Here is an 18837-nt window from a genome sequence, read left to right as displayed (position 1 = left end):
TCATGATTAAACTAGCCATATTAATTGTATTATTTCTAACCTCAGTATTTGGATTTTCACAGCAAACACCAGATTCCTTACAGAAACAAACTGCAATAATTATAAAGGAAAAATTTCCGAGAGCACGTATTTTAAATTTTGAATATGGACAGAGTTTAAACAGAAATTTCAATTCAGAATTATTTGATGAAGTTTTTCAGGAAGGAGACATTAAAACCCAGAGAAACTTTATGGCTTCGGCCAATATTCCTATTTATAAAACTCGAAAATGGAGTTTAACCGCATCTGGGAATTATCAATTCAACGAATTTGAATTTGATAATCTGTCCAATACCTCTGCCACGAATGTTTTTGAACAAAACGGCATCGTCGATTTTCACAATTTTTCAACAGCTTTAAGTTCAACCTATTTTTCAAGTTTATTTAAAAAACCTGTTATTTATAACGCCTCTTTTATAGCTGACGGAAACGACAAAGGTTTTGAGCGTATTAAAGGATTGGTGGGTCTGTCCTTTATTATGAAACGAACAGAGCGCACTATGATAACCTTAGGGGCTATTGTGTTTATAGACCCAACGGCACAAATTCCATTTTTTCCTACGTTTACGTACAGTCACAGATTTAAAAATTCTGAATGGGAAATGGATTTCATTATGCCGCAACGTCTTTTATTCCGCAGACTGGTTGGTGAAAATGGGCGGTTTTCTATTGGAAGCTCTTTTGGAAGCACAGGTTTTTATGTGAATGTTGAAAGTCCTGGATTTGGAGATGTTTTTGAATACAGCCAATTGGAAATAAAATCTGGAATTACTTACGAACATCGTATTAACGATTATTTGATTGGAACCTTTCAAGGAGGCCTTCAAAATTTTATCAGTAATCGTTTAACCGAAAAAGGAGAACCTACACAAGATTTTATTTATAAAAACAAACAAGATGTCACTGGTTATTTTCAAGTTGGTGTGTCTATTGATCCTTTTGCTAAAAGAAAAACGTAACATCAAATATTCTTATATTTAAGTTGGCAACAGTTATGTATAAAAATATGTTGAAAACTAAGCATTATGAAACATAGAAAAATAGTTCAGTACGGAATTGGCATTTTAATAATCGAAACCATACTTATGGGAGTTTGGTTTTACATAATGAAACCCGCATCAGACATTGGCCTTAATATTTTACAAGTTACCCTTGTATTATTTGGAATTAATCTGATTTTGGGACTTTTATTGTATTATCTTAAAAAACCATCCTCGGTATTGTTTTTTGCCAATGCCTTAATTAGTCCATTTATTTTTTATGCGATATGGATTATGTGGTTCACTTTTTATGCATAATTTTTGCACGATCCGTTTTACCATTTACAGAACTTTGTTCACTGAAAAAAAACTAGAATAGAATGAAAAAGAGTTTATACGAATTGACCAAAGAAGATTGGAACACCCTTTTTCCTATTGAATTGGTTGACCATAACCCCCAATGGAAGCATGCTTACGAAACCGAAAAAGAACGAATCATAAAAAAGGTTGGTAAACAAATTATTTTGCGAGTAGAACATTTTGGAAGTTCTTCAATCGCTACCATAAAGTCTAAACCATATATTGATTTGATGATTGAAATTCCAAAAGACATGTTGTTTGATGAAAATTTAATCGCAACATTCACCGAATTGGGGTATTCTCATTTTAAAGTGCCTGCAAGGGATAATATTGAAGAATACTCGACTTTTGGAAAGGGATACAATATTGACGGAAAAAAAGAACAGATTTTCCATATTCATATGTGTCCAAAAGACAACGTGATGTGGCAACAAATCGATTTTAGGGATTACCTAATTGCAAATAATAAAAGAGCCAAACAATACGAAGATTTAAAACTCGAATTGGCATCAAAATATAAAAATGACCGAGGTGCATACGTTCTGGGAAAAACAGACTTCGTGAATGAAACCTTGGACATCATCAGCAAAAAAGCCAGCACACTGCAAAAAAATGTACAGTAAAGCTTTTTGGAAATACTTTTGGGATATTAACATCTTCAACATACCTTTTTCCTTGATATTTGGTTTTGTATTTGGGGTTTTATGGAGTATCGTTATCTTTTCTTCATTTGGAATTTTAATTGGCTATTTAGGGTTTCAAACTTTCAAAAAAAATGAATATTATCTATTCTATAATTTGGGGTTTACAAAAACCAAACTAATAAAAAAAGTGTGGATTATAAATCTGATTATTTCTTCTTTATTATTTCTAATTTATTTAATAATCAGATAGATGGATTTATTAAACATAACCAACCTTAACAAATCTTATGGAAATAAACCCATTTTAAAAAACATAAGTCTTGACTGCAAAACTGGGGATATAATTGGAATTTTTGGTAGAAATGGAACAGGAAAATCAACTTTATTAAAACTCATATTCGGAACCGTCAAAGCTAACTCCATTATAATAAAGATAAACTCAAATATTTTTTCCCAAAAAGCTATTATTCCCTCAAAAAAGATAGCGTACCTACCACAAGACACCTTTTTACCAAAGGAACTTAAAGTACGAAGCGTAATTCCCTTATTTTTTCCAAATGGAGATCATCAGGATAAGATTTTTTATTCGCCAAAAGTTTCCAGTTTTGAAAAAACAAAAGTAGGAGAATTATCCTTGGGGCAATTACGTTATCTGGAGCTGCTTATTATTGGAAACTTAAATCATCCTTTCTTAATGCTAGATGAACCATTTTCAATGATTGAACCAATTTACAAAGATGTAATCAAGGAATTATTACTGAAACTGAAAGAATCAAAAGGTATTATTTTAACCGATCATTACTATCATGATGTTCTAGAAATAACCAATAAAAACTTCGTTATAAGAGAGGCTGAAAAAATCAAAATAAAGGACAGAGATGATTTAGTAAAATATGAATATTTAAACTCAAATGAAAAATAAAATAAGTCACCTCACAAGTGGAACGGAGATAAAAAAAATTATTTTTTAGCTTAGAATAATCCGATTGTTAAACAAAATAATACCCCAGAAAATTGCATGGCACTTTATTGGGTATATCTTTAATTGGATCTGTTGAAATGATACCCAATACCTATAAAAAAACGCACTTTGTTAGTATTGTTTACCCAAGAAACATCAAAGTTTATAGGGCCTAACAACGAGTTATACGAAAAAGTAGTGCCAGCAGACATTAAAAAACTGGTATCAATTGAGTTTTGCCATTTTCCTTTAGGAATAAGAACATTTTTAGTAAAATCATCAAAATCCTTAAATCCAACCGAGGCCATATCAATATGGGGTGTTACAAATATTTTGTTACCCGTATTCATTTGAAAGGCAAGGTTAAGTTTTACAAATTGACTTACGTTAAGTTCATTTTCAATTATTCCTGGAAAAACGAAACCATCAATCCTAGGATTTAAAATATTACCTCCCAAAAAATATTTTGCACCTACTCCATAATCTGTAAAAGCCACATCATCATCTTGCAGTTTGTCTTCCACGATGAAATGGGAAGACACACCAATAATGGCTGTTTTAGATTTGGTAATAAGTAATCTTCTTTCAAAATCAATTCCAAATTTGGTGAATTTATTGGTAGATCCATTAATGGTGGGCACATCCACATCGGATGATTTTACTTTTAAATTGATTTGTAATGGCCTTCCTAAAAAAGCATGAAATAAGGATCCTCTGGTAGCAAAAAAGGATTCATTCATACTATTATATTGAAATTGTCCATATAATTCAGTATCATTAAAATTATACTTAGCTAAACCGAATACATTGTCATTTAGCTGAGGTTCTATGGTAGGTTTTAAATTCGTGTTCTGATATTTTAACCCAATGCCTACATAACTTTTTAATGAACCTAAATTGCGATTTACCTGATTGTCAAAATTAATATAACGATACCGCATATCGTCAACATATTCTCCATTAAGAAATACTTTTTGCTTTAGTTGCTGGCCATATAGTTCGGTACGCCACCACCAATTTCTCGTACTCCCAAAATTTTTCTGGTGTTGAAATCTGAATTTAGGCTGTTCTGCAATATCAATAGTAACTAACGATCGGGAAGCATTCCCAATTAAATTCCTTGCCGTATAATTAAAAATAAGCCCTACGCCATTATAACCATCATAATGGATAGAGCCTTTAATCTGGTGCTTGGATCTTTCGAACCCATTTAACTGTAGGCCTAATTTGTCGTCAATATTTAAAGCCTCAAAGGTTATTTGTTTAAAAATAGTGGTTCCCATGGCACGGTTTAAACCCTCAAGTATTTCAGCGGTTAAATAAGGTTTATGAGCTTCTATATTGGTACGTGCTTTTACCAAGGCTAAATTGGTTTTACTAATACCAGTATAAACAATCGTATCCAAAACCACTTCATTGTTTACAATGGGCAACTCATGCTTAAGCTGGGTATATTTTTTCACTTGTTTTTCAAGCGCAATCAATTCATTTAAGTTTTGATGTGTTGCTATTTTGCCTTCATTATATATAAATTGAGATTTTGTAAAATCACCCGTAGTATAGGATAAATTTGGAGTATGATCTATTAGAATGTCACAAAGCGCCCTATTTTCAGGGTTTTTCAAATTACTGGTCAACATACCTGCTTGAAAAATCAAAGAACTTATATTGTCCAATTCATCCCTAGATACCATACCACTACCCACATCACTACCTATAATAATGTCGGCTCCCCATTTTTTGGCAACATCTACAGGAAAATTATTGAGCACACCACCATCTATCAGAAGGGTTTCTTGGTATGGAACTGCCGAAAAAACTCCTGGAATAGACATGCTGGCTCTCATGGCAAATGCTAAAGGTCCGGATTCAAAAACAACCTCTTTACCGTTTACAATATCGGTAGCAACGGCACGAAACGGAATTTGCAAATCATCAAAATTCTCAATATTATAAACTGGATAAGCCAAGGAAGACATAAATTCGCGTATGTTCTGGTCGTTTATTAAATAATTGCTGGCTTTTAGCTTGCCTTCAACCCAATCAAACCCAATCATATATTGGTTATACTCCGTTTTTTCTTCAACGCTTACTTGCCTTAAGGAAATTCCACCACCAATTAATTTATCCCATTTGGCATGTTTCGCAATTTGAGCAATACTGTCTCCAGAATAACCCATGGCATATAATCCACCAACCAAACTCCCCATACTATTGCCCACTACTAAATCGGGAACTATGCCTAAAGAGTCCAATGTTTGCAATAAAGGTATATGAGCTAAACCTTTAGCTCCTCCTCCACTAAGCACCAAAGCAATTTTTGGTTTTTGTTCTTGTGAATATATTTGTAGAAGGTTTCCAAAAATTAATAAAATAAATAAGAAAAAATATGATCTCATGTTATTACATGTATGAATTAAAGATTTTTAAAATATAATTTTGACTTTTGCACCTTCTATTATAGAAAATCACTCTGTTCAATGTTAAAACAATGGAAAATACATCTAATTTCGGTGGGTAGTTTATAGTTTAAATTTACTCACTAAATCACTCACTTCTTATTATATTTAAGTTATTTTGGTTAATATTTAGAATATTAGTAAAAACATTATTTCCTTAAAGACCCTTTACTAAATATTTCTACAGGAATTTTAGGGTTAAATTGAATCTCTTTTACAATAAAATCTGTCCCTTCACCCGTTTTAAGCATGTCTTTATAATTCATTTTTTTAGGATACCATCTACCATCAATTTTTTCGATATTGCTCATAGTTGTTTTTTTTAAAAGTTGTCCGCTTTTTGCGAATAATTCTTCTTTTAAAGGCACAAAACGTTCTTGGTCTACCCATATCATTCGCTTGTAATAAGTGGCATCATCTACTTTAGCGACGAGTTCCAATTTCCAGGTATTTCTTACGTTAAGAGTTTCTTCGGAAAGAATTTTAGATCTGTACATTTCTGTAAGTTTGCGGTCTTCCATCATATCTTCATATGATAAATCTGAACCCATAACTGATTGTCGTAACATGTGTCCTGACAATTGAATGGTTCTATCTGTTGATGGTGAGTAAATCCATAGTCTATCTTCCAATTTTAGCATTTTGGTGCCTTCTTCCCTTGCAGGTGCTAAATATTCGGTAAATGATTTTTTATGACCTTCACTATAGCCTTTTGAGGTAATGGTTCTATCATTTCGTTTACCATGAATGACCATATCTGAAACCACAATTTGGGTGTCTGAATTAATATTGTCATCTACTTTGTTGATGATTTTTTCAGCAGAAATTATTTGTGCTTGCATTACAAAACCAAAAGTTGCTATGGTGATAATTGCAAGTATGTATTTTATTTTTTTCATTTTTATTGGATTTAAAATTTTAGTCTTATTCATGAAATCTCCGCTTTTGTGAAGATTACACTTCTAGCTCTTTAAATAAATTAGCGGTTTCACGTTTATATATACCAATACCTGCAAGCATGGTTCCAAAAACCATAGCCAAAACACCAGGGATAAACCCAATGTAAAATAAATTAGGCATTACTTTGGCTCGTAAAACCGATGGCATAATCATAGACGAATTTTCCAAATAACTACTAATGTCAATACCGACTACTTGCATATAATATGTGATTCCTGGTCCGATAATAGTGCCTAAAATTGAACCTATCACTCCAATTAGAACTGCTTCTAAAACCATAGACCAATATATTTGTACTTTGGCTTCACCAAGTGCTAAACGGATTCCAAATTCTTGATAACGTCTTAAACCTCCTAACAAACCAGTATTCCATAGCACGATAGACATGGCTAACACAAAAACAAAGATGAATAAAGCCGACATCACATCTGCATAATCCAATAAACTAGCTAGATTATTTTGCTCTCTTAAAGTGAGCATTTCTGGAGAAAATTCATCGGTAGATAGTTTGTGTTTGCTATTAAATATTGTTGCTATAGTATTTACTTCAGTTTGATCGTACACTCCTGATTTTAAATAACCTAAAATTTCACCTGTCGCATCATTCATATCTAACATCAATTGTGCATCGGTTATATCTACAATTAAAGCCCCTTTATCCATGGCAGATGTTCCAAATCTTATGGTACCACTAATATTAAACGTCTTAAAAGTCATACTCCCGTTCATGGTCGATCCAAAAAAGGTGATCTCGTCTCCTAATTTTAAATTTAATTTTTCGGCAAAATCATGTCCAATAATGGCTTCTCCAGAATGTTTAGGAATAGTACCCGTAACTAAAGAGGCTTCAATATTCATGCGTTTATTTTCGCCACTTTTTCCTGAAAATAAATCGAGAGCCATTCCTGTGGTTGGTCCTTGCGCCCGGGTATTTCCGTTTTTATCTGGCACGTCTATCAATCCACCGAACTTAATGCGTTCTATCCATTGCATTTCTGGGATTTCGGTATGAAGCGTATCCAGCCATTCCGAAGCATCCAATAACGCCAAATCGTTTGGAATTTGATCTTTGTTTTCAGCATAAGCTTGTGTCATCACTTTTACATGACCCGTATCAAACCGTGCATTTTGGTCAACAATATCGCCAAAAGCACCCTTTAAATAACCACTTAATAAAACGGTTAAACCAACACCTAAGGCTGTGATTATGATAGGAAGCAAACTTCGGCTTCTATCTCTTAAAATACCTTTTAATAAAAATTTTATCATTGTAATTTTCCTTTTAAAGCTAATACTGGATTCATTCTAGCAATTTTTCGTGCTGGTAAATAACTCACAATGGCTGAAGCTAAAATGATAAACAATATGGTTAATAGTATAATACTTGGGTTGTACACTGGAAATATGGCTTTGTCGAGACCAATGCCCATGCTTCCAGCAAAATCAGGCATGGTTATTCCAGATTGATTGAGATATATAAAAATCGGCACACCATACATGCAACCTACAATAATGGCGAAAATGCTATGCATGGTGCCTTCAATAGTAAATAGACTAACTACTTTTGGACGGGTCATACCAAGTGCTACATAGGTTCCAATCTCTTTTTGTCTTCTGAAAATAGATAATACTTGTGTGTCAAAAATGGCCAACAATGCAATTAATAGAAAGACTAAATACATGACTGCCGAACCAATGGATTCTGTTGCAATAACGTCTTCAATATCTTTTAATAATGTTTTTTGTTTGACAAATTTCCAATTATCTAAAGTGTTTTGTTGGTAGTTTTTATTGACCACAAATAGAGTGGCTTGGGTTTGTAAATTAGTCATTTTTTGAAGTTTTTCAAGCGGAAGCCATATTTGACCAGCATCAATTGATGGTACTGTTGTATCAAAAACATCAATAATGGAAATATATGAAGCATCAAAAACACCATTCTTATCACGCCAACGCAAAATAACTTCGTCACCAACCTTTAAATTAGCTGATTCAGCCATGCGTTTGCCAATAATTGCAGGAATAGCGGCTGTAGTGTTTTTAAATTTAGCTGAAGGGATTTTAAGAATGTCTTGGTTGGTATCAATTCCTTTTAAAAGTACGGAAACCAATCTGCCATCAGGATAAATGGAGCCTTGTTGAATTAGAATAGGCGTAGTATTTTCAAGGTTTTTTGGAATGATGTCGTGTCCATCTTGAATGGTAAACGCATCATAAGGGTCGTAATTTCTGTTTAAAATATGACCATAGCCAAAATCCCAAGCAATGCCATCTTCCTTGGCTTGATTGCTCCAACCTTGTAATAAGGCATTAAAAAAGATGATAATTATAAATGCAAAAGATAGAACGATTACGTTTAGCCAAGTACGTAAACCTGCTCCTATTAAATTTTTATATGCTAATTGAATGGCTAATTTCATCTATATTATTTATTGTAGTTTTCCTTTTAAGGCTAAAACCGGATTCATTTTAGATATTTTTTTTGCTGGTAAAAAACTCACTATGGTTGCTGAAATGGTTACCAATAAAATGGTTCCAATGATTAATTGAATTCCAAATATGGGGTAAATTTTATCTGCTAAAGAGAAGCCCATATCTTGTGAAGCTTGTGGCATACCAATGCCTGTTTTATTTAAATAGATAAACAAAGGGACTCCATAAATGCAACCAACAATCATGGCTAAAATGCTGTACATACTGCCTTCAACCGTAAATAATCTTACTACTTGAGTTCTTGTCATGCCCAAAGCTATGTAGGTGCCTATTTCTTTCTGGCGTCTAAAAATGGAAAGCACTTGGGTATCAAAAATAGCCAATAATGCAATGGCCAATAACAATAAATACAATATGGCCGTGCTATATTTTTTCATACTTATAATGTCGTCCAAATTTTGCAACATGTCTTTCTGAGTTTCAAAATTCCATCCTTCAACAGCTTTGTATGTATAATTGGAATCTGCAATGGCAATGGTTGCATGATTTTGCAAACCTGTCATGTCCCAAAGTGTTTCAATGGGCATCCAGATTTGCCCGCTATCTACGCCTGCAACTGTGGTATCGAATATGTCTATAATCGTGACATTCGAAGCGTCAAAAGTGCCATTTTTATCTCTCCAGCGTAGCAATACCTCGTCCCCTATTTTTAGTTTTGCAGATGATGCCATTCTGTTTCCTATAATAGCAGGAAATCTAACCGAACTTGTTTTAAATGATGCTGTTGTGATTTTTATGATGCCTTGGTCTGGACTAATTCCCTTTAATAACACAGAAACCATTCTGCCTTCAGGATAAATGGTTCCTTGTTGAATAAGAACTGGTGTGATGTGGTTTACTCCTGAAGGAATTTCGGCATGACCATCTTGCAAAGTAAATGGGTCGAACGGGTCGTAATTATTATTACGTAAATGTCCGTTGCCATATTCCCAAGCAATGGAATCCTGTTTGGATTGCTGGTTCCAACCGTCCATTAAACCATTGAAGAAAATAATAATAACGAACGCAAAAGACAGAACTGCTACATTCAGCCAAGTACGAAGTCCTGCCCCTAGTAAGTTTTTATATGCTAATTGTAAAGCGAGTTTCATAGGGCATTCATATCAATTATCGTTTTTTATTTTTCTTTTAACCATTGGATTGCTTCTGCTTCTTCGTTTTCAGAAAAGCCTTTTAATGTAATACCCGGAAGCACTTTAGATTCAAATTCAGCCATCATTTTCACCCATTTTTTATCGGTAACAATGGCGAACTTTTCCAAGTTTCCAAATGAAGCCATATCCACTTTAACGCCTTCGCTAAACGCTTTAAAGCTTTCAAAACCATCAAAATCTTTATAATAACCTAATAGGTTTATTTTACATTGTTGGCTTTTGTCCTTTAAAATATTATAAAGTGCTGTCATGCCGCCTTCATCAATTTTTCCATCCACCGTAAACTTAAAAATATTGGTGTCCTTGATCTTTTGTATGTTCATTTTAGAAAGATAATCGGCTTCAGAAACAGAACGCTCTTTACCCTTTTTTAACCATGTGATTGCTTCTTCGCGCTCATCAAGGTCAAAATATTTAATGGGGATGCCTGGTGTTACAAAATTGGCAATGGGCATTAGGGTTTCCATCCAATGGCGGTTTGAAAGCACTGCGTATTTATCAATGCTTGTAATAGCTGCTGCTTTCATTTTAAAGGTTTCACCAAAGGCCTTAAAAGATTCGAAGCCATCTATATCATGGATCTTGCCCAATAATTTAATCTTTTCACTGTTCTTTGATTTTAGCTGGAAAAGTTTATAGATATTTTCAATACCTTCTTTGTCAATTTCTCCATCAATGGAAAATTCATAAATATCCGTTCCTTCTATTTTATTCAGATTTATCATAAAATTTAAATTTTGTTTTTTTTAATTTATTACATGTAAGCTTCTTTAGCTATGATTTCGTCTTTTTCAACACTACCATCACGCAAAGACACCATTCTATTGAGGTATTTCATAACCTTTTCATCATGTGTAGAAAACAAAAAAGTGGTATTTAATTCTTTATTTAATTTTTTCATCATTTTTAATATGATGTGCGCATTTTCGGCATCTAAATTTGCTGTTGGTTCATCAGCAATTAAAATTTCAGGTCGTTTAACCATGGCTCTGGCAATAGCCACACGTTGCCCTTCGCCACCAGAAATTTTATCTGGTTTTTTATCGGCCATATCTGTTAAACCTACCCATTCCAAGGCCTCCATAACCATTTTTTTACGTTCGGTTTTGGTATAATTTTGAAGTAGCAGAGCAAACTCTACATTTTCATAAACCGTATATACTGGCAGCAAATTATACACTTGAAAAATAAATCCAATATGATGGTTACGAAGTTGTGCAGATTCCTTATGTGACAATTTTGATATGTCATTTCCCATAACCAATGCTTGACCTTCCGTAGGGCTATCCAAGGATCCAATAATATTTAACAAAGTTGTTTTTCCAGAACCACTTGGACCAACTAATCCAGCAAACTCCCCTTTTTTAAATTCGAGATTGATATCTTTCAATGCCGTAAATTCGCCTTCGCCTACTTTAAAACGTTTGGTGATATTTTTTAAACTTATAATGTGATTTTCCATATTAGATTTTTTTTAATGATTATATACCAGCATAAACCGGATGCCTGGACCTGAAAAATTACTTACCAAATCATTTTCTTGGATGGCTTGTTGTGTTTCAGGATTATAAAGCAGCATCAAATAGCCAGTTAATTTCTTGAATTGATGTTCATAATTTACAAAAAACGTCATGTTTTCAGATTCCCAATCATAATATAAAATAGTACTTAGGTTGTCGAATATATTAAGAGGATATGAAGCTGTTAGAGCAGAAATATTACTCGTGTTATTAAAACCAAAATCTTTCTCATCAAAAGATGAAATAAGGTGTTCTCCCGCTATATTAAGCCCATTACCAATTCCAAAAGTATAGTCACTACCCATACTTAACAGTGTTTGATTGGTTAATTGTCCAATGTTTTTAGTTTTTTGGGAGTGAGCAGCTTCAAACCAAAGCCCCACGGTGACATCCCATTTACCATCAATACCAAATTTATTTTCTTCTACTTCTTCATATTGAGGAACCCCAACCAAATTTGTTGAGTTAGCGGTACGATGGTGATAAGAAAAGGCTATCTCACCTTTTGGCACAGGATACTGGATTCTACCTCCAAATTCTGGGATTTTCTTATTGGTTTCAACCACATCGTAACCTCTGGTTTTTTCATTCCCAATTAAACCCCAAACCCAAATATTGGCGTTGTTTAAAAAATAATAACGTGCCAAGGCACCATATACCCCGTTGGTTAATTGCAACGGGTCGCGAGGATCAATCTGGTTAAACCATTGAACTGGTCTAAGCATAGTTGCAGAGCCAAAATCTATTTTTTGAAGCCCCAAACGTAATTCTAATTGATTTCTTGAATATCTGGCCCATAAACGATAAGGTTCGATATCGCCCTGCGTATCAAAAGCATTAAAAGGATGAAAATTGGTAGTGCCCCATATATTAGCGGCAGCATTAAAATCGACAAACTGCATGGTGTCTAAAGGGATTTTATAAGACAGCTCAGGTAAATAACGAGCCCCAGCAAACCAATCCAAATCATTGTCGGGACTAAAACTTGTAATACCCGAAAGTTGACCTTTAAACGCCACTTTTTCTTGTGAAAAAATGGCAAAAGGCAAGAGTATTACTAGTATGGTTTTATTTAATTTCAAAGTTTTAGTTTATTAAGGTAGTATGCCATAAAAAAAGAAATTGGTCAATTGCATAATCAAGTCTTCTTTTTTAGGAAACATTTTATTTAGTTTTTCATCTAAAATTTTATCATTTATATCATTAAGCATGTAAAGCATAAAGTCCAGATTCAGGTCTTTTCTTATTTCGCCTTTAATTTGAGCTTGTTTAAACTCAAACATCATATCACTAATTACCGTGTTCCTGAAATTTTCAAGCTTATCAATTAATTTATTATGATCCTTTTGATATATATCTTTGATAAATTCCTGACTGATGCCAATAACAGTTTCATGTTCTAGCTCAACTAGTTTTTGAGCTTTGAATTTAAAAGGAACATCATTATCCATAATGCGCTGATAGTTATCCAAATAACTTTGTGTAAAATTTTCGATTACTTTTTCGGCTACTTCATCCTTGTTTTTAAAATATCTGTAAAAAGTCATTTTGCTAATACTGGCTTCCTTACAAATTTCTTCAACCCTTACTTTATGAATACCATATTTCCAAAATAATTTTTTAGCCGATTTTATAATGATGTCATGGCTTGTCATATCTGATTTCATAACTATAATATTACTAATATTATATAAAGTTACGAAAAAAGTAACATTAATATATAAAAGTAACATTATTTTTAACATTGTTAAAAAAATCCTCATATATTGACATAGACTTAATATGTTTGTCTTTGACAAATAATGTAAAAGTTCCATTTTGTATTCTATTATGTTAATTGACATTTACATTTTTACAAGCATAACGGGAACATCTATTAGATTGAATTTATCTACATATACACATATATAAGTATATAAATAAACCCATTTTCAATAAACGGAAGAAAACGATAATGTTTCCATATAATTCAACATTTTTGTTATCTTTGCTAAAGTAAAACGCCAAAAGAACTGAATGAAACCAAAATTTGACGTTGTATTTCTTGAACAAGCTATTGACTTTATGTCCAAATTAGATTCAAAAGCCAAAAAAAAAATCTATTACAATCTGGATAAAGCAAAACATGAAAATGACCCAAAAATATTTAAAAAACTTACGGACGATATATGGGAATTTAGAACACTTTACCAAGGAATTCAATACAGACTTTTTGCTTTTTGGGACAAAACCGACAAAACCGAAACACTTGTTTTATCTACACATGGAATGGTTAAAAAAGTGATTAAAGTACCAATATCAGAAATTGAAAAAGCATTAAAAATTAGAGCGGAATATTTTGACGAATAAATTCAAAGTTATGGAAAAAAACAAAAAAAGAATGAAGATGATGACACTTGACCAAATGAAGGACAAGGACATCGGGGAAATTGGAACTCAAGAGCGAGATAAATACGAATTTGACTTGAAAATGGAAGTTCTTGGAGATATGATTAAATCTGTGCGAAAACAACGAAATTTAACTCAAGAGCAGCTCGGAGAGTTAATTGGAGTTCAAAAATCACAAATATCTAAATTAGAACGAAATACTAAAAATGTGACTGTCGAGACCATTTTAAAAGTGTTTAAAGCATTAAAAGCAAATGTTCGATTTAGTGTTGAAATGAACGAATCTGAATTCAAAGTTGCATAAAGCATTACTCTTTATCTTTAGAAAAATATATTTTTACAGAACAAAAGCATATACAAACCAGAAGTCTTTGTCTGTTTAAAATACTATTTTTAATAAATAAAAAAAACAGACACAAGTTAGAACTAATATAGAACTAATAAATATTATATATTACATAAATATTTGATTTTAAGATGTTAATGTATAAAATAACGATATACAGAATGTATATCACACCATGGAGGAAACTGAAGAGTAATTGAATTAATTATATCATTATAAACAAGAAAGAGCGATGAAAAACGCTCTTTTTTTTGTTTAAATATTAAATTATGAAAAACATATAAAACCCTATTTAGGTTATCTTCTCTTATAGCTAATTATAGAGTCGCAAATATTTTTACTCAATAATTGAGCAGAATTTGTATTTAGATGATGCCCATCAAATGCAAAATAAGTACTATCAGTTGTTCCAAAATTAAAATAAGCTATATCATTCTTTTTGGCAACAGCTTCTACGCTATCGTTGAAATTTTTAAAATAAAGATTTTCTAATTCTAAAAAATCTTGATCAATTGGTAACCGAAGTAAATAAACATCTCCAAAGTCTTTAAGCGTTTTAACCAAAGTATCTAAACTTTTAATACGATAATCGGATGGTTTACTGCTTTTAGCCATCTCTTTAAACCTGTCCATTTGTGTGCTTTTCCACGATTTAAGTTGGTAGGGATCATCTGAAATATGGTTGATTTCCATCCAGCCATCATTATGTACCGTAAATTCTTTTTTAAATATTCCTTTAAACTCAAAATAATTAATGTTCTTTATAAAGTACTCGTAATTAGGCTTTTTGTCATTAAAACACATATTATGTGGAGGTGCCCCAGTTTCAATAAACTCACCATTATCGTTATTATTTTCAATGCTAGACGATAACATTAAAGGCGTTAAAGAAATTAAAAACAAACCTTTTGTTTCCTGTTGTGTTAACTTCTTTAAAATACTTTTTCTATAAAGTGGCCCTATATGTGCTTGATCGATTGTAAAAGCATAATTATAAATGGGCAATTTATAATCTGAATTTGCCAATGAATTGTTAATTATACTGGGCATTAAATCTTGAAAACCTCTTGAGTCTCCAACTATAATTGAGTTTACTTTTGGCGTTGTAAACTTTTCATAAAAAGCATCAACATGGCCGCCGTTAGTTTCCAAAATAAGCGTTACGATTGCTAAGCATATTAAAATGTATATTGCCAATTTCTTTATAAGCTTGAGTACCATAATTTTTTAGAATTGAAAATAAATAAATGCCTCGGCTGTTCTACCTGCAAATAATAATAAAATAAATATTATAATGTAGAAAAACCATCTAATATACAGGGGCTTACCACTGATGTCAAATTCGTGTGATTTTGTTTTATGAAACCATTCAACAGTTATAAAAAAGGCAATGAACATGAAAATTAACGCATTTCTGCCATTGATTATTGAGCTTGGTAATGAGATTAACGATTTTGAAAATATTCTGGACAGATAATTTATGGCTTTAATGACTGTTTCTGATCTAAAAAACACTGAAGCTAGCATAACCTGAACTAACAAAACTAACATTTTAAAAAGTTCTACTACAGAAGGTAAATACTTGTTTTCTGTCATGGTGTTTGATGCTTTATTTACAGAAGTTCCTTTTAAAATAACGGGTATAAAATAAATACCATGAATAAGTCCAAACACAATATAAGTCCAATTGGCTCCATGCCATAACCCAACAATCAAAAAGGTAATGATAACTGATATAATTAACCCTATTTTTTTATAAGCCCGGAGTATAAATGATAATGGCGTAAAAATATAATCCATCATCCAGCTGGTTAAAGTCATGTGCCACTTTCTCCAAAACTCGCTAATATTTAATGAAAAGAAAGGCGTTGCAAAGTTTCTTGAGAGTTTTATGCCTAAAAGTTTTGCGACACCAATAGCCATATTTGAATATCCTGAAAAATCAGCATATAATTGAATCATATAAAAAAAGCTAACAAATAGTAAGGTACTCCCCGACTCATTGTTATAGTTTTCAAAAACGGGGTCTACAATAACGGCGCAATTTTCGGCTATTACAAGCTTAGCAAATAAACCCCATAATATTTGACGTAAACCATCTGCTATTAATGGATAATCAAAAACGCGTTTACTTACTATTTGTGGTATAAATTTCTGAACTCTTTCAATGGGGCCAGAGAGCAATTTCGGAAAAAACACCATATAGGTGGAAAACAGCATTAAATCATTGTAAGGCTCAACTTCCTCATAATAAACATCAATAATATAACCCAATGATTGAAAGGTGAAAAAACTAATACCCAAAGGAATAAGCAAATCTAAAGCTGTAAATGTTGTTCCAGAGCTAAAGATGTTAATTAAGTTTTCATAAAAGAAGTTGAAATACTTATAATAACCTAAAATACCTACATTAATTAATATACCAAACCAGAGAATTTTCTGTTTTACAGCCACTTTGCTTGCCTTAAAGATACTTTTTGCGAGATAGTAATTAAATAATATATTGAATATTAATATGCCTAAAAATCGCCAATCTGCCCAGGCATAAAAAAATAAACTAGAAATTAATAACAGTACGTTTTGTGCTTTAGCAGTTTTATTAAAAACAAACCAATAAAGAATGAAGACTACTACAAAAAAAACAACAAAATCGTAAGAATTAAAAATCATAATTATTTAGATTATAATTTGGTTTGAATAACATCAATTAAAGCACCTACATTATCAAGTTTGTTTAAATCCCTTAATTTGAATTTAATACCAAATTCTTTTTCTATTTGGGTTATAATTATCATATGTGATAATGAATCCCAACCATCTACATCCTTTGCTGTTAAGGCATCATTGATTTCAAAATTAGTATGCTCTAAGGTTTCAGCTAATATGTTTTTTAACTTCAAGACGATATCGTTTCTTTCCATATTTTATTTATTAAATAATGTTCTTAATTTATTTCTATCAATTTTTCCATTGGAATTTAAGGGAAATTGGTGTATAAATTTAATTTGAGTTGGTATCATGTACTGAGGTAATTTTGTTTTTAAAAACGATAATAAAGGTGTTGTTTGAATGTCCTCAGATTCTATAACCAAACCTATTTCGGTATTGTTTAAATCATTAGTTATGGCTACACATACTGCATTTATTTTATTTAAATATGATTTTACCTGAAATTCAATTTCAGATAATTCCACTCTATAACCTTGAATTTTTGCTTGAAAATCGACTCTTCCTACATATAAAAAATCTCCATCTTCATCTTTAAAGCAGGCATCACCAGTTCTGTAAAACCTAATATTTTCATCATTATAATTTTTATAAAAAAAAGAGGCCTCGTTTCTTTCGTCATTTTCCCAATAACCTGGTGTTACTTGCTTTCCGCTTATACATAATTCTCCTGTTTCACCTACTGCAAGTTCCTTTTCATCATCTCCAACAACAATACTTAATGTGTTTTCCATATCCTTTCCTATACAAACAATTCCGTTATGGGTTTTATTCTTTTTTGAATTGCTGAAATGATAACTTGTACAAATAATTGTTGTTTCAGTTGGTCCATATGAATTCACTATGGTGGCATTAGGCAAGCATTTTTGCCATTCCTCTAATACATCTAAATAAAGAGCTTCACCGGCAAAAAGATTGAATCGAACATCTGGACAGTTTATTTCATCAAAATAAGGTCGTAAATAATTTATAATGGAAGGCACCATAATAGTTATGGTTAGTTTATAATCTTCCATCATTTCAAAAATATGACTGTATTTAATTTTGTTTTTAGGAATTGTATAAACGCAAGCACCGCCCAATAATGGTGCTAAATATGAAACCACAGACATATCAAAAGTTAATTCAAACATTTGAAGAAACCTGTCTTTACTATTTATATTAGGACATAATTTATTAAATGCATTTATAAAATTTGACAAATTATCAAAAGTTATAGGAACGCCTTTAGGCGTACCCGTTGTGCCAGATGTAAAAAGTATATAGGCATTCGTGTTTTCTGAAAATTGAATTGGTGTTAAGTCAATTTCACAATTGGGTAATTGTTTTGTAAGTATAGATGACATACCAGAATTAAATACAGCATTAGATGATGAATCTAATATTGTTTTAATATGAGACTGGTTTATAATATTCTGATTTCTACTTTTAGGGAATTCTGGATTTAATGGCACATAAGTTTTACCTTCCAACCATAAAGCTATGATAGATGCGTAGGTTTCAATATCATCATTAGTTACTAATCCAACATTAAAATTTTCATCGCTAGAAATTTTTTTTATAGATTTCCTTATGTTGGAAATAATTTGAGAATACTCTTGGTAAGTATAATATTTTTCATTTATGAAAAAAGCATTGTTGCTTAAATTATTCTCAATGGCATTTTGTATATCAAAAATTAATGGCATATTAAAAGCACGTTAATGAGTATTAAATTATATTCCTGAAAAAAAATACTTAGTGATTAATTAAACCAACAAACATGACACAAAAATCAAAAAAAATCAAAAATCTTCTTTAAAAAGG

At 31.9% G+C, this 18837-nt stretch carries 19 protein-coding genes; 6 read left to right on the top strand and 13 right to left on the bottom strand.

Annotation, left to right across the window (positions count from 1 at the left end; genetic code table 11):
- Window positions 1-2 precede the first annotated feature (2 nt).
- The 4 genes from EV196_RS12730 (at window position 3) to EV196_RS12715 (ending at window position 2945) form a co-directional block, all read left to right on the top strand.
- Complete coding sequence (locus tag EV196_RS12730) at window positions 3-998, top strand: hypothetical protein (protein ID WP_132218155.1); 996 nt, start codon at window positions 3-5, stop codon at window positions 996-998.
- A gap of 66 nt (window positions 999-1064) precedes the next feature.
- The gene (locus tag EV196_RS12725) at window positions 1065-1337 is read left to right on the top strand and encodes a hypothetical protein (RefSeq protein WP_132218154.1); all 273 of its coding nucleotides are present in this window, start codon (window positions 1065-1067) and stop codon (window positions 1335-1337) included.
- Between the two features lie 62 nt (window positions 1338-1399).
- Window positions 1400-2002, top strand: coding sequence for a GrpB family protein (locus tag EV196_RS12720; RefSeq protein ID WP_132218153.1), 603 nt, complete (start codon window positions 1400-1402; stop codon window positions 2000-2002).
- A gap of 271 nt (window positions 2003-2273) precedes the next feature.
- Entirely contained in the window at window positions 2274-2945 is a 672-nt protein-coding gene (locus EV196_RS12715; protein WP_132218152.1) for an ATP-binding cassette domain-containing protein, read from the top strand.
- 119 nt (window positions 2946-3064) lie between these two features.
- Here the strand turns inward: EV196_RS12715 and EV196_RS12710 are convergent, their stop codons facing one another.
- From EV196_RS12710 to EV196_RS12670, 9 genes are all read right to left on the bottom strand, one after another.
- Window positions 3065-5383: a patatin-like phospholipase family protein gene (locus EV196_RS12710; RefSeq protein ID WP_132218151.1), complete on the bottom strand. Its 2319-nt coding sequence runs from the start codon at window positions 5381-5383 to the stop codon at window positions 3065-3067.
- A 209-nt stretch (window positions 5384-5592) separates the two neighbouring features.
- Window positions 5593-6342, bottom strand: a complete 750-nt coding sequence (locus EV196_RS12705) for an outer membrane lipoprotein-sorting protein (RefSeq protein WP_207902863.1) — start codon at window positions 6340-6342, stop codon at window positions 5593-5595.
- 55 nt (window positions 6343-6397) lie between these two features.
- A complete protein-coding gene (locus EV196_RS12700) occupies window positions 6398-7672 on the bottom strand; it encodes an ABC transporter permease (RefSeq protein ID WP_132218149.1) in 1275 nt (424 codons plus the stop codon).
- Window positions 7669-8823 (bottom strand): ABC transporter permease, encoded by a 1155-nt coding sequence (locus tag EV196_RS12695; RefSeq protein ID WP_132218148.1) that lies wholly within the window; start codon window positions 8821-8823, stop codon window positions 7669-7671. The genes EV196_RS12700 and EV196_RS12695 overlap by 4 nt, the downstream gene beginning before the upstream one ends.
- 9 nt (window positions 8824-8832) lie before the next feature.
- Window positions 8833-9987 carry an ABC transporter permease gene (locus EV196_RS12690; RefSeq protein WP_132218147.1) on the bottom strand — a complete coding sequence of 385 codons (1155 nt, stop codon included), beginning with the start codon at window positions 9985-9987 and terminating at the stop codon, window positions 8833-8835.
- Window positions 9988-10013: 26 nt separating this feature from the next.
- A complete protein-coding gene (locus tag EV196_RS12685; protein WP_132218146.1) occupies window positions 10014-10775 on the bottom strand; it encodes a SpoIIAA family protein in 762 nt (253 codons plus the stop codon).
- 29 nt (window positions 10776-10804) lie between these two features.
- A complete protein-coding gene (locus EV196_RS12680; RefSeq protein ID WP_132218145.1) occupies window positions 10805-11512 on the bottom strand; it encodes an ABC transporter ATP-binding protein in 708 nt (235 codons plus the stop codon).
- A gap of 12 nt (window positions 11513-11524) precedes the next feature.
- The gene (locus EV196_RS12675; RefSeq protein ID WP_207902862.1) at window positions 11525-12652 is read right to left on the bottom strand and encodes a hypothetical protein; all 1128 of its coding nucleotides are present in this window, start codon (window positions 12650-12652) and stop codon (window positions 11525-11527) included.
- A gap of 12 nt (window positions 12653-12664) precedes the next feature.
- Complete coding sequence (locus EV196_RS12670) at window positions 12665-13237, bottom strand: TetR/AcrR family transcriptional regulator (protein WP_132218144.1); 573 nt, start codon at window positions 13235-13237, stop codon at window positions 12665-12667.
- 349 nt (window positions 13238-13586) lie between these two features.
- Here EV196_RS12670 and EV196_RS12665 point away from each other — a divergent pair, with 349 nt between their 5' ends.
- Complete coding sequence (locus tag EV196_RS12665) at window positions 13587-13919, top strand: type II toxin-antitoxin system RelE/ParE family toxin (protein ID WP_132218143.1); 333 nt, start codon at window positions 13587-13589, stop codon at window positions 13917-13919.
- Window positions 13920-13929: 10 nt separating this feature from the next.
- Window positions 13930-14262 (top strand): helix-turn-helix domain-containing protein, encoded by a 333-nt coding sequence (locus EV196_RS12660; protein ID WP_132218142.1) that lies wholly within the window; start codon window positions 13930-13932, stop codon window positions 14260-14262.
- 339 nt (window positions 14263-14601) lie between these two features.
- Here the strand turns inward: EV196_RS12660 and EV196_RS12655 are convergent, their stop codons facing one another.
- From EV196_RS12655 to EV196_RS12640, 4 genes are read right to left on the bottom strand one after another with little or no spacing between them, the layout of a single operon-like run.
- A complete protein-coding gene (locus EV196_RS12655) occupies window positions 14602-15525 on the bottom strand; it encodes a hypothetical protein (RefSeq protein ID WP_132218141.1) in 924 nt (307 codons plus the stop codon).
- Between the two features lie 6 nt (window positions 15526-15531).
- Window positions 15532-16974 carry an MBOAT family O-acyltransferase gene (locus tag EV196_RS12650; protein WP_132218140.1) on the bottom strand — a complete coding sequence of 481 codons (1443 nt, stop codon included), beginning with the start codon at window positions 16972-16974 and terminating at the stop codon, window positions 15532-15534.
- 11 nt (window positions 16975-16985) lie between these two features.
- The gene (locus EV196_RS12645) at window positions 16986-17225 is read right to left on the bottom strand and encodes an acyl carrier protein (RefSeq protein WP_132218139.1); all 240 of its coding nucleotides are present in this window, start codon (window positions 17223-17225) and stop codon (window positions 16986-16988) included.
- A gap of 3 nt (window positions 17226-17228) precedes the next feature.
- Window positions 17229-18719 (bottom strand): AMP-binding protein, encoded by a 1491-nt coding sequence (locus tag EV196_RS12640; protein WP_132218138.1) that lies wholly within the window; start codon window positions 18717-18719, stop codon window positions 17229-17231.
- Window positions 18720-18837: the final 118 nt, after the last annotated feature.

Origin of the sequence: Mariniflexile fucanivorans (assembly GCF_004341235.1) — a bacterium.
Taxonomy (GTDB): Bacteria; Bacteroidota; Bacteroidia; order Flavobacteriales; family Flavobacteriaceae; genus Mariniflexile; species Mariniflexile fucanivorans.
Note: the sequence above shows the minus strand (reverse complement) of the source record. Positions and strands in the feature narration are given on the sequence as shown.

What these genes read in the sequence shown, in the direction of transcription:
- EV196_RS12730 (WP_132218155.1), top strand. Translation starts at nt 3, where the DNA reads ATGATTAAACTAGCCATATTAATTGTATTATTTCTAACCTCAGTATTT.
- EV196_RS12725 (WP_132218154.1), top strand. Translation starts at nt 1,065, where the DNA reads ATGAAACATAGAAAAATAGTTCAGTACGGAATTGGCATTTTAATAATC.
- EV196_RS12720 (WP_132218153.1), top strand. Translation starts at nt 1,400, where the DNA reads ATGAAAAAGAGTTTATACGAATTGACCAAAGAAGATTGGAACACCCTT.
- EV196_RS12715 (WP_132218152.1), top strand. Translation starts at nt 2,274, where the DNA reads ATGGATTTATTAAACATAACCAACCTTAACAAATCTTATGGAAATAAA.
- EV196_RS12710 (WP_132218151.1), bottom strand. Translation starts at nt 5,383, where the DNA reads ATGAGATCATATTTTTTCTTATTTATTTTATTAATTTTTGGAAACCTT.
- EV196_RS12705 (WP_207902863.1), bottom strand. Translation starts at nt 6,342, where the DNA reads ATGAAAAAAATAAAATACATACTTGCAATTATCACCATAGCAACTTTT.
- EV196_RS12700 (WP_132218149.1), bottom strand. Translation starts at nt 7,672, where the DNA reads ATGATAAAATTTTTATTAAAAGGTATTTTAAGAGATAGAAGCCGAAGT.
- EV196_RS12695 (WP_132218148.1), bottom strand. Translation starts at nt 8,823, where the DNA reads ATGAAATTAGCCATTCAATTAGCATATAAAAATTTAATAGGAGCAGGT.
- EV196_RS12690 (WP_132218147.1), bottom strand. Translation starts at nt 9,987, where the DNA reads ATGAAACTCGCTTTACAATTAGCATATAAAAACTTACTAGGGGCAGGA.
- EV196_RS12685 (WP_132218146.1), bottom strand. Translation starts at nt 10,775, where the DNA reads ATGATAAATCTGAATAAAATAGAAGGAACGGATATTTATGAATTTTCC.
- EV196_RS12680 (WP_132218145.1), bottom strand. Translation starts at nt 11,512, where the DNA reads ATGGAAAATCACATTATAAGTTTAAAAAATATCACCAAACGTTTTAAA.
- EV196_RS12670 (WP_132218144.1), bottom strand. Translation starts at nt 13,237, where the DNA reads ATGAAATCAGATATGACAAGCCATGACATCATTATAAAATCGGCTAAA.
- EV196_RS12665 (WP_132218143.1), top strand. Translation starts at nt 13,587, where the DNA reads ATGAAACCAAAATTTGACGTTGTATTTCTTGAACAAGCTATTGACTTT.
- EV196_RS12660 (WP_132218142.1), top strand. Translation starts at nt 13,930, where the DNA reads ATGGAAAAAAACAAAAAAAGAATGAAGATGATGACACTTGACCAAATG.
- EV196_RS12655 (WP_132218141.1), bottom strand. Translation starts at nt 15,525, where the DNA reads ATGGTACTCAAGCTTATAAAGAAATTGGCAATATACATTTTAATATGC.
- EV196_RS12650 (WP_132218140.1), bottom strand. Translation starts at nt 16,974, where the DNA reads ATGATTTTTAATTCTTACGATTTTGTTGTTTTTTTTGTAGTAGTCTTC.
- EV196_RS12645 (WP_132218139.1), bottom strand. Translation starts at nt 17,225, where the DNA reads ATGGAAAGAAACGATATCGTCTTGAAGTTAAAAAACATATTAGCTGAA.
- EV196_RS12640 (WP_132218138.1), bottom strand. Translation starts at nt 18,719, where the DNA reads ATGCCATTAATTTTTGATATACAAAATGCCATTGAGAATAATTTAAGC.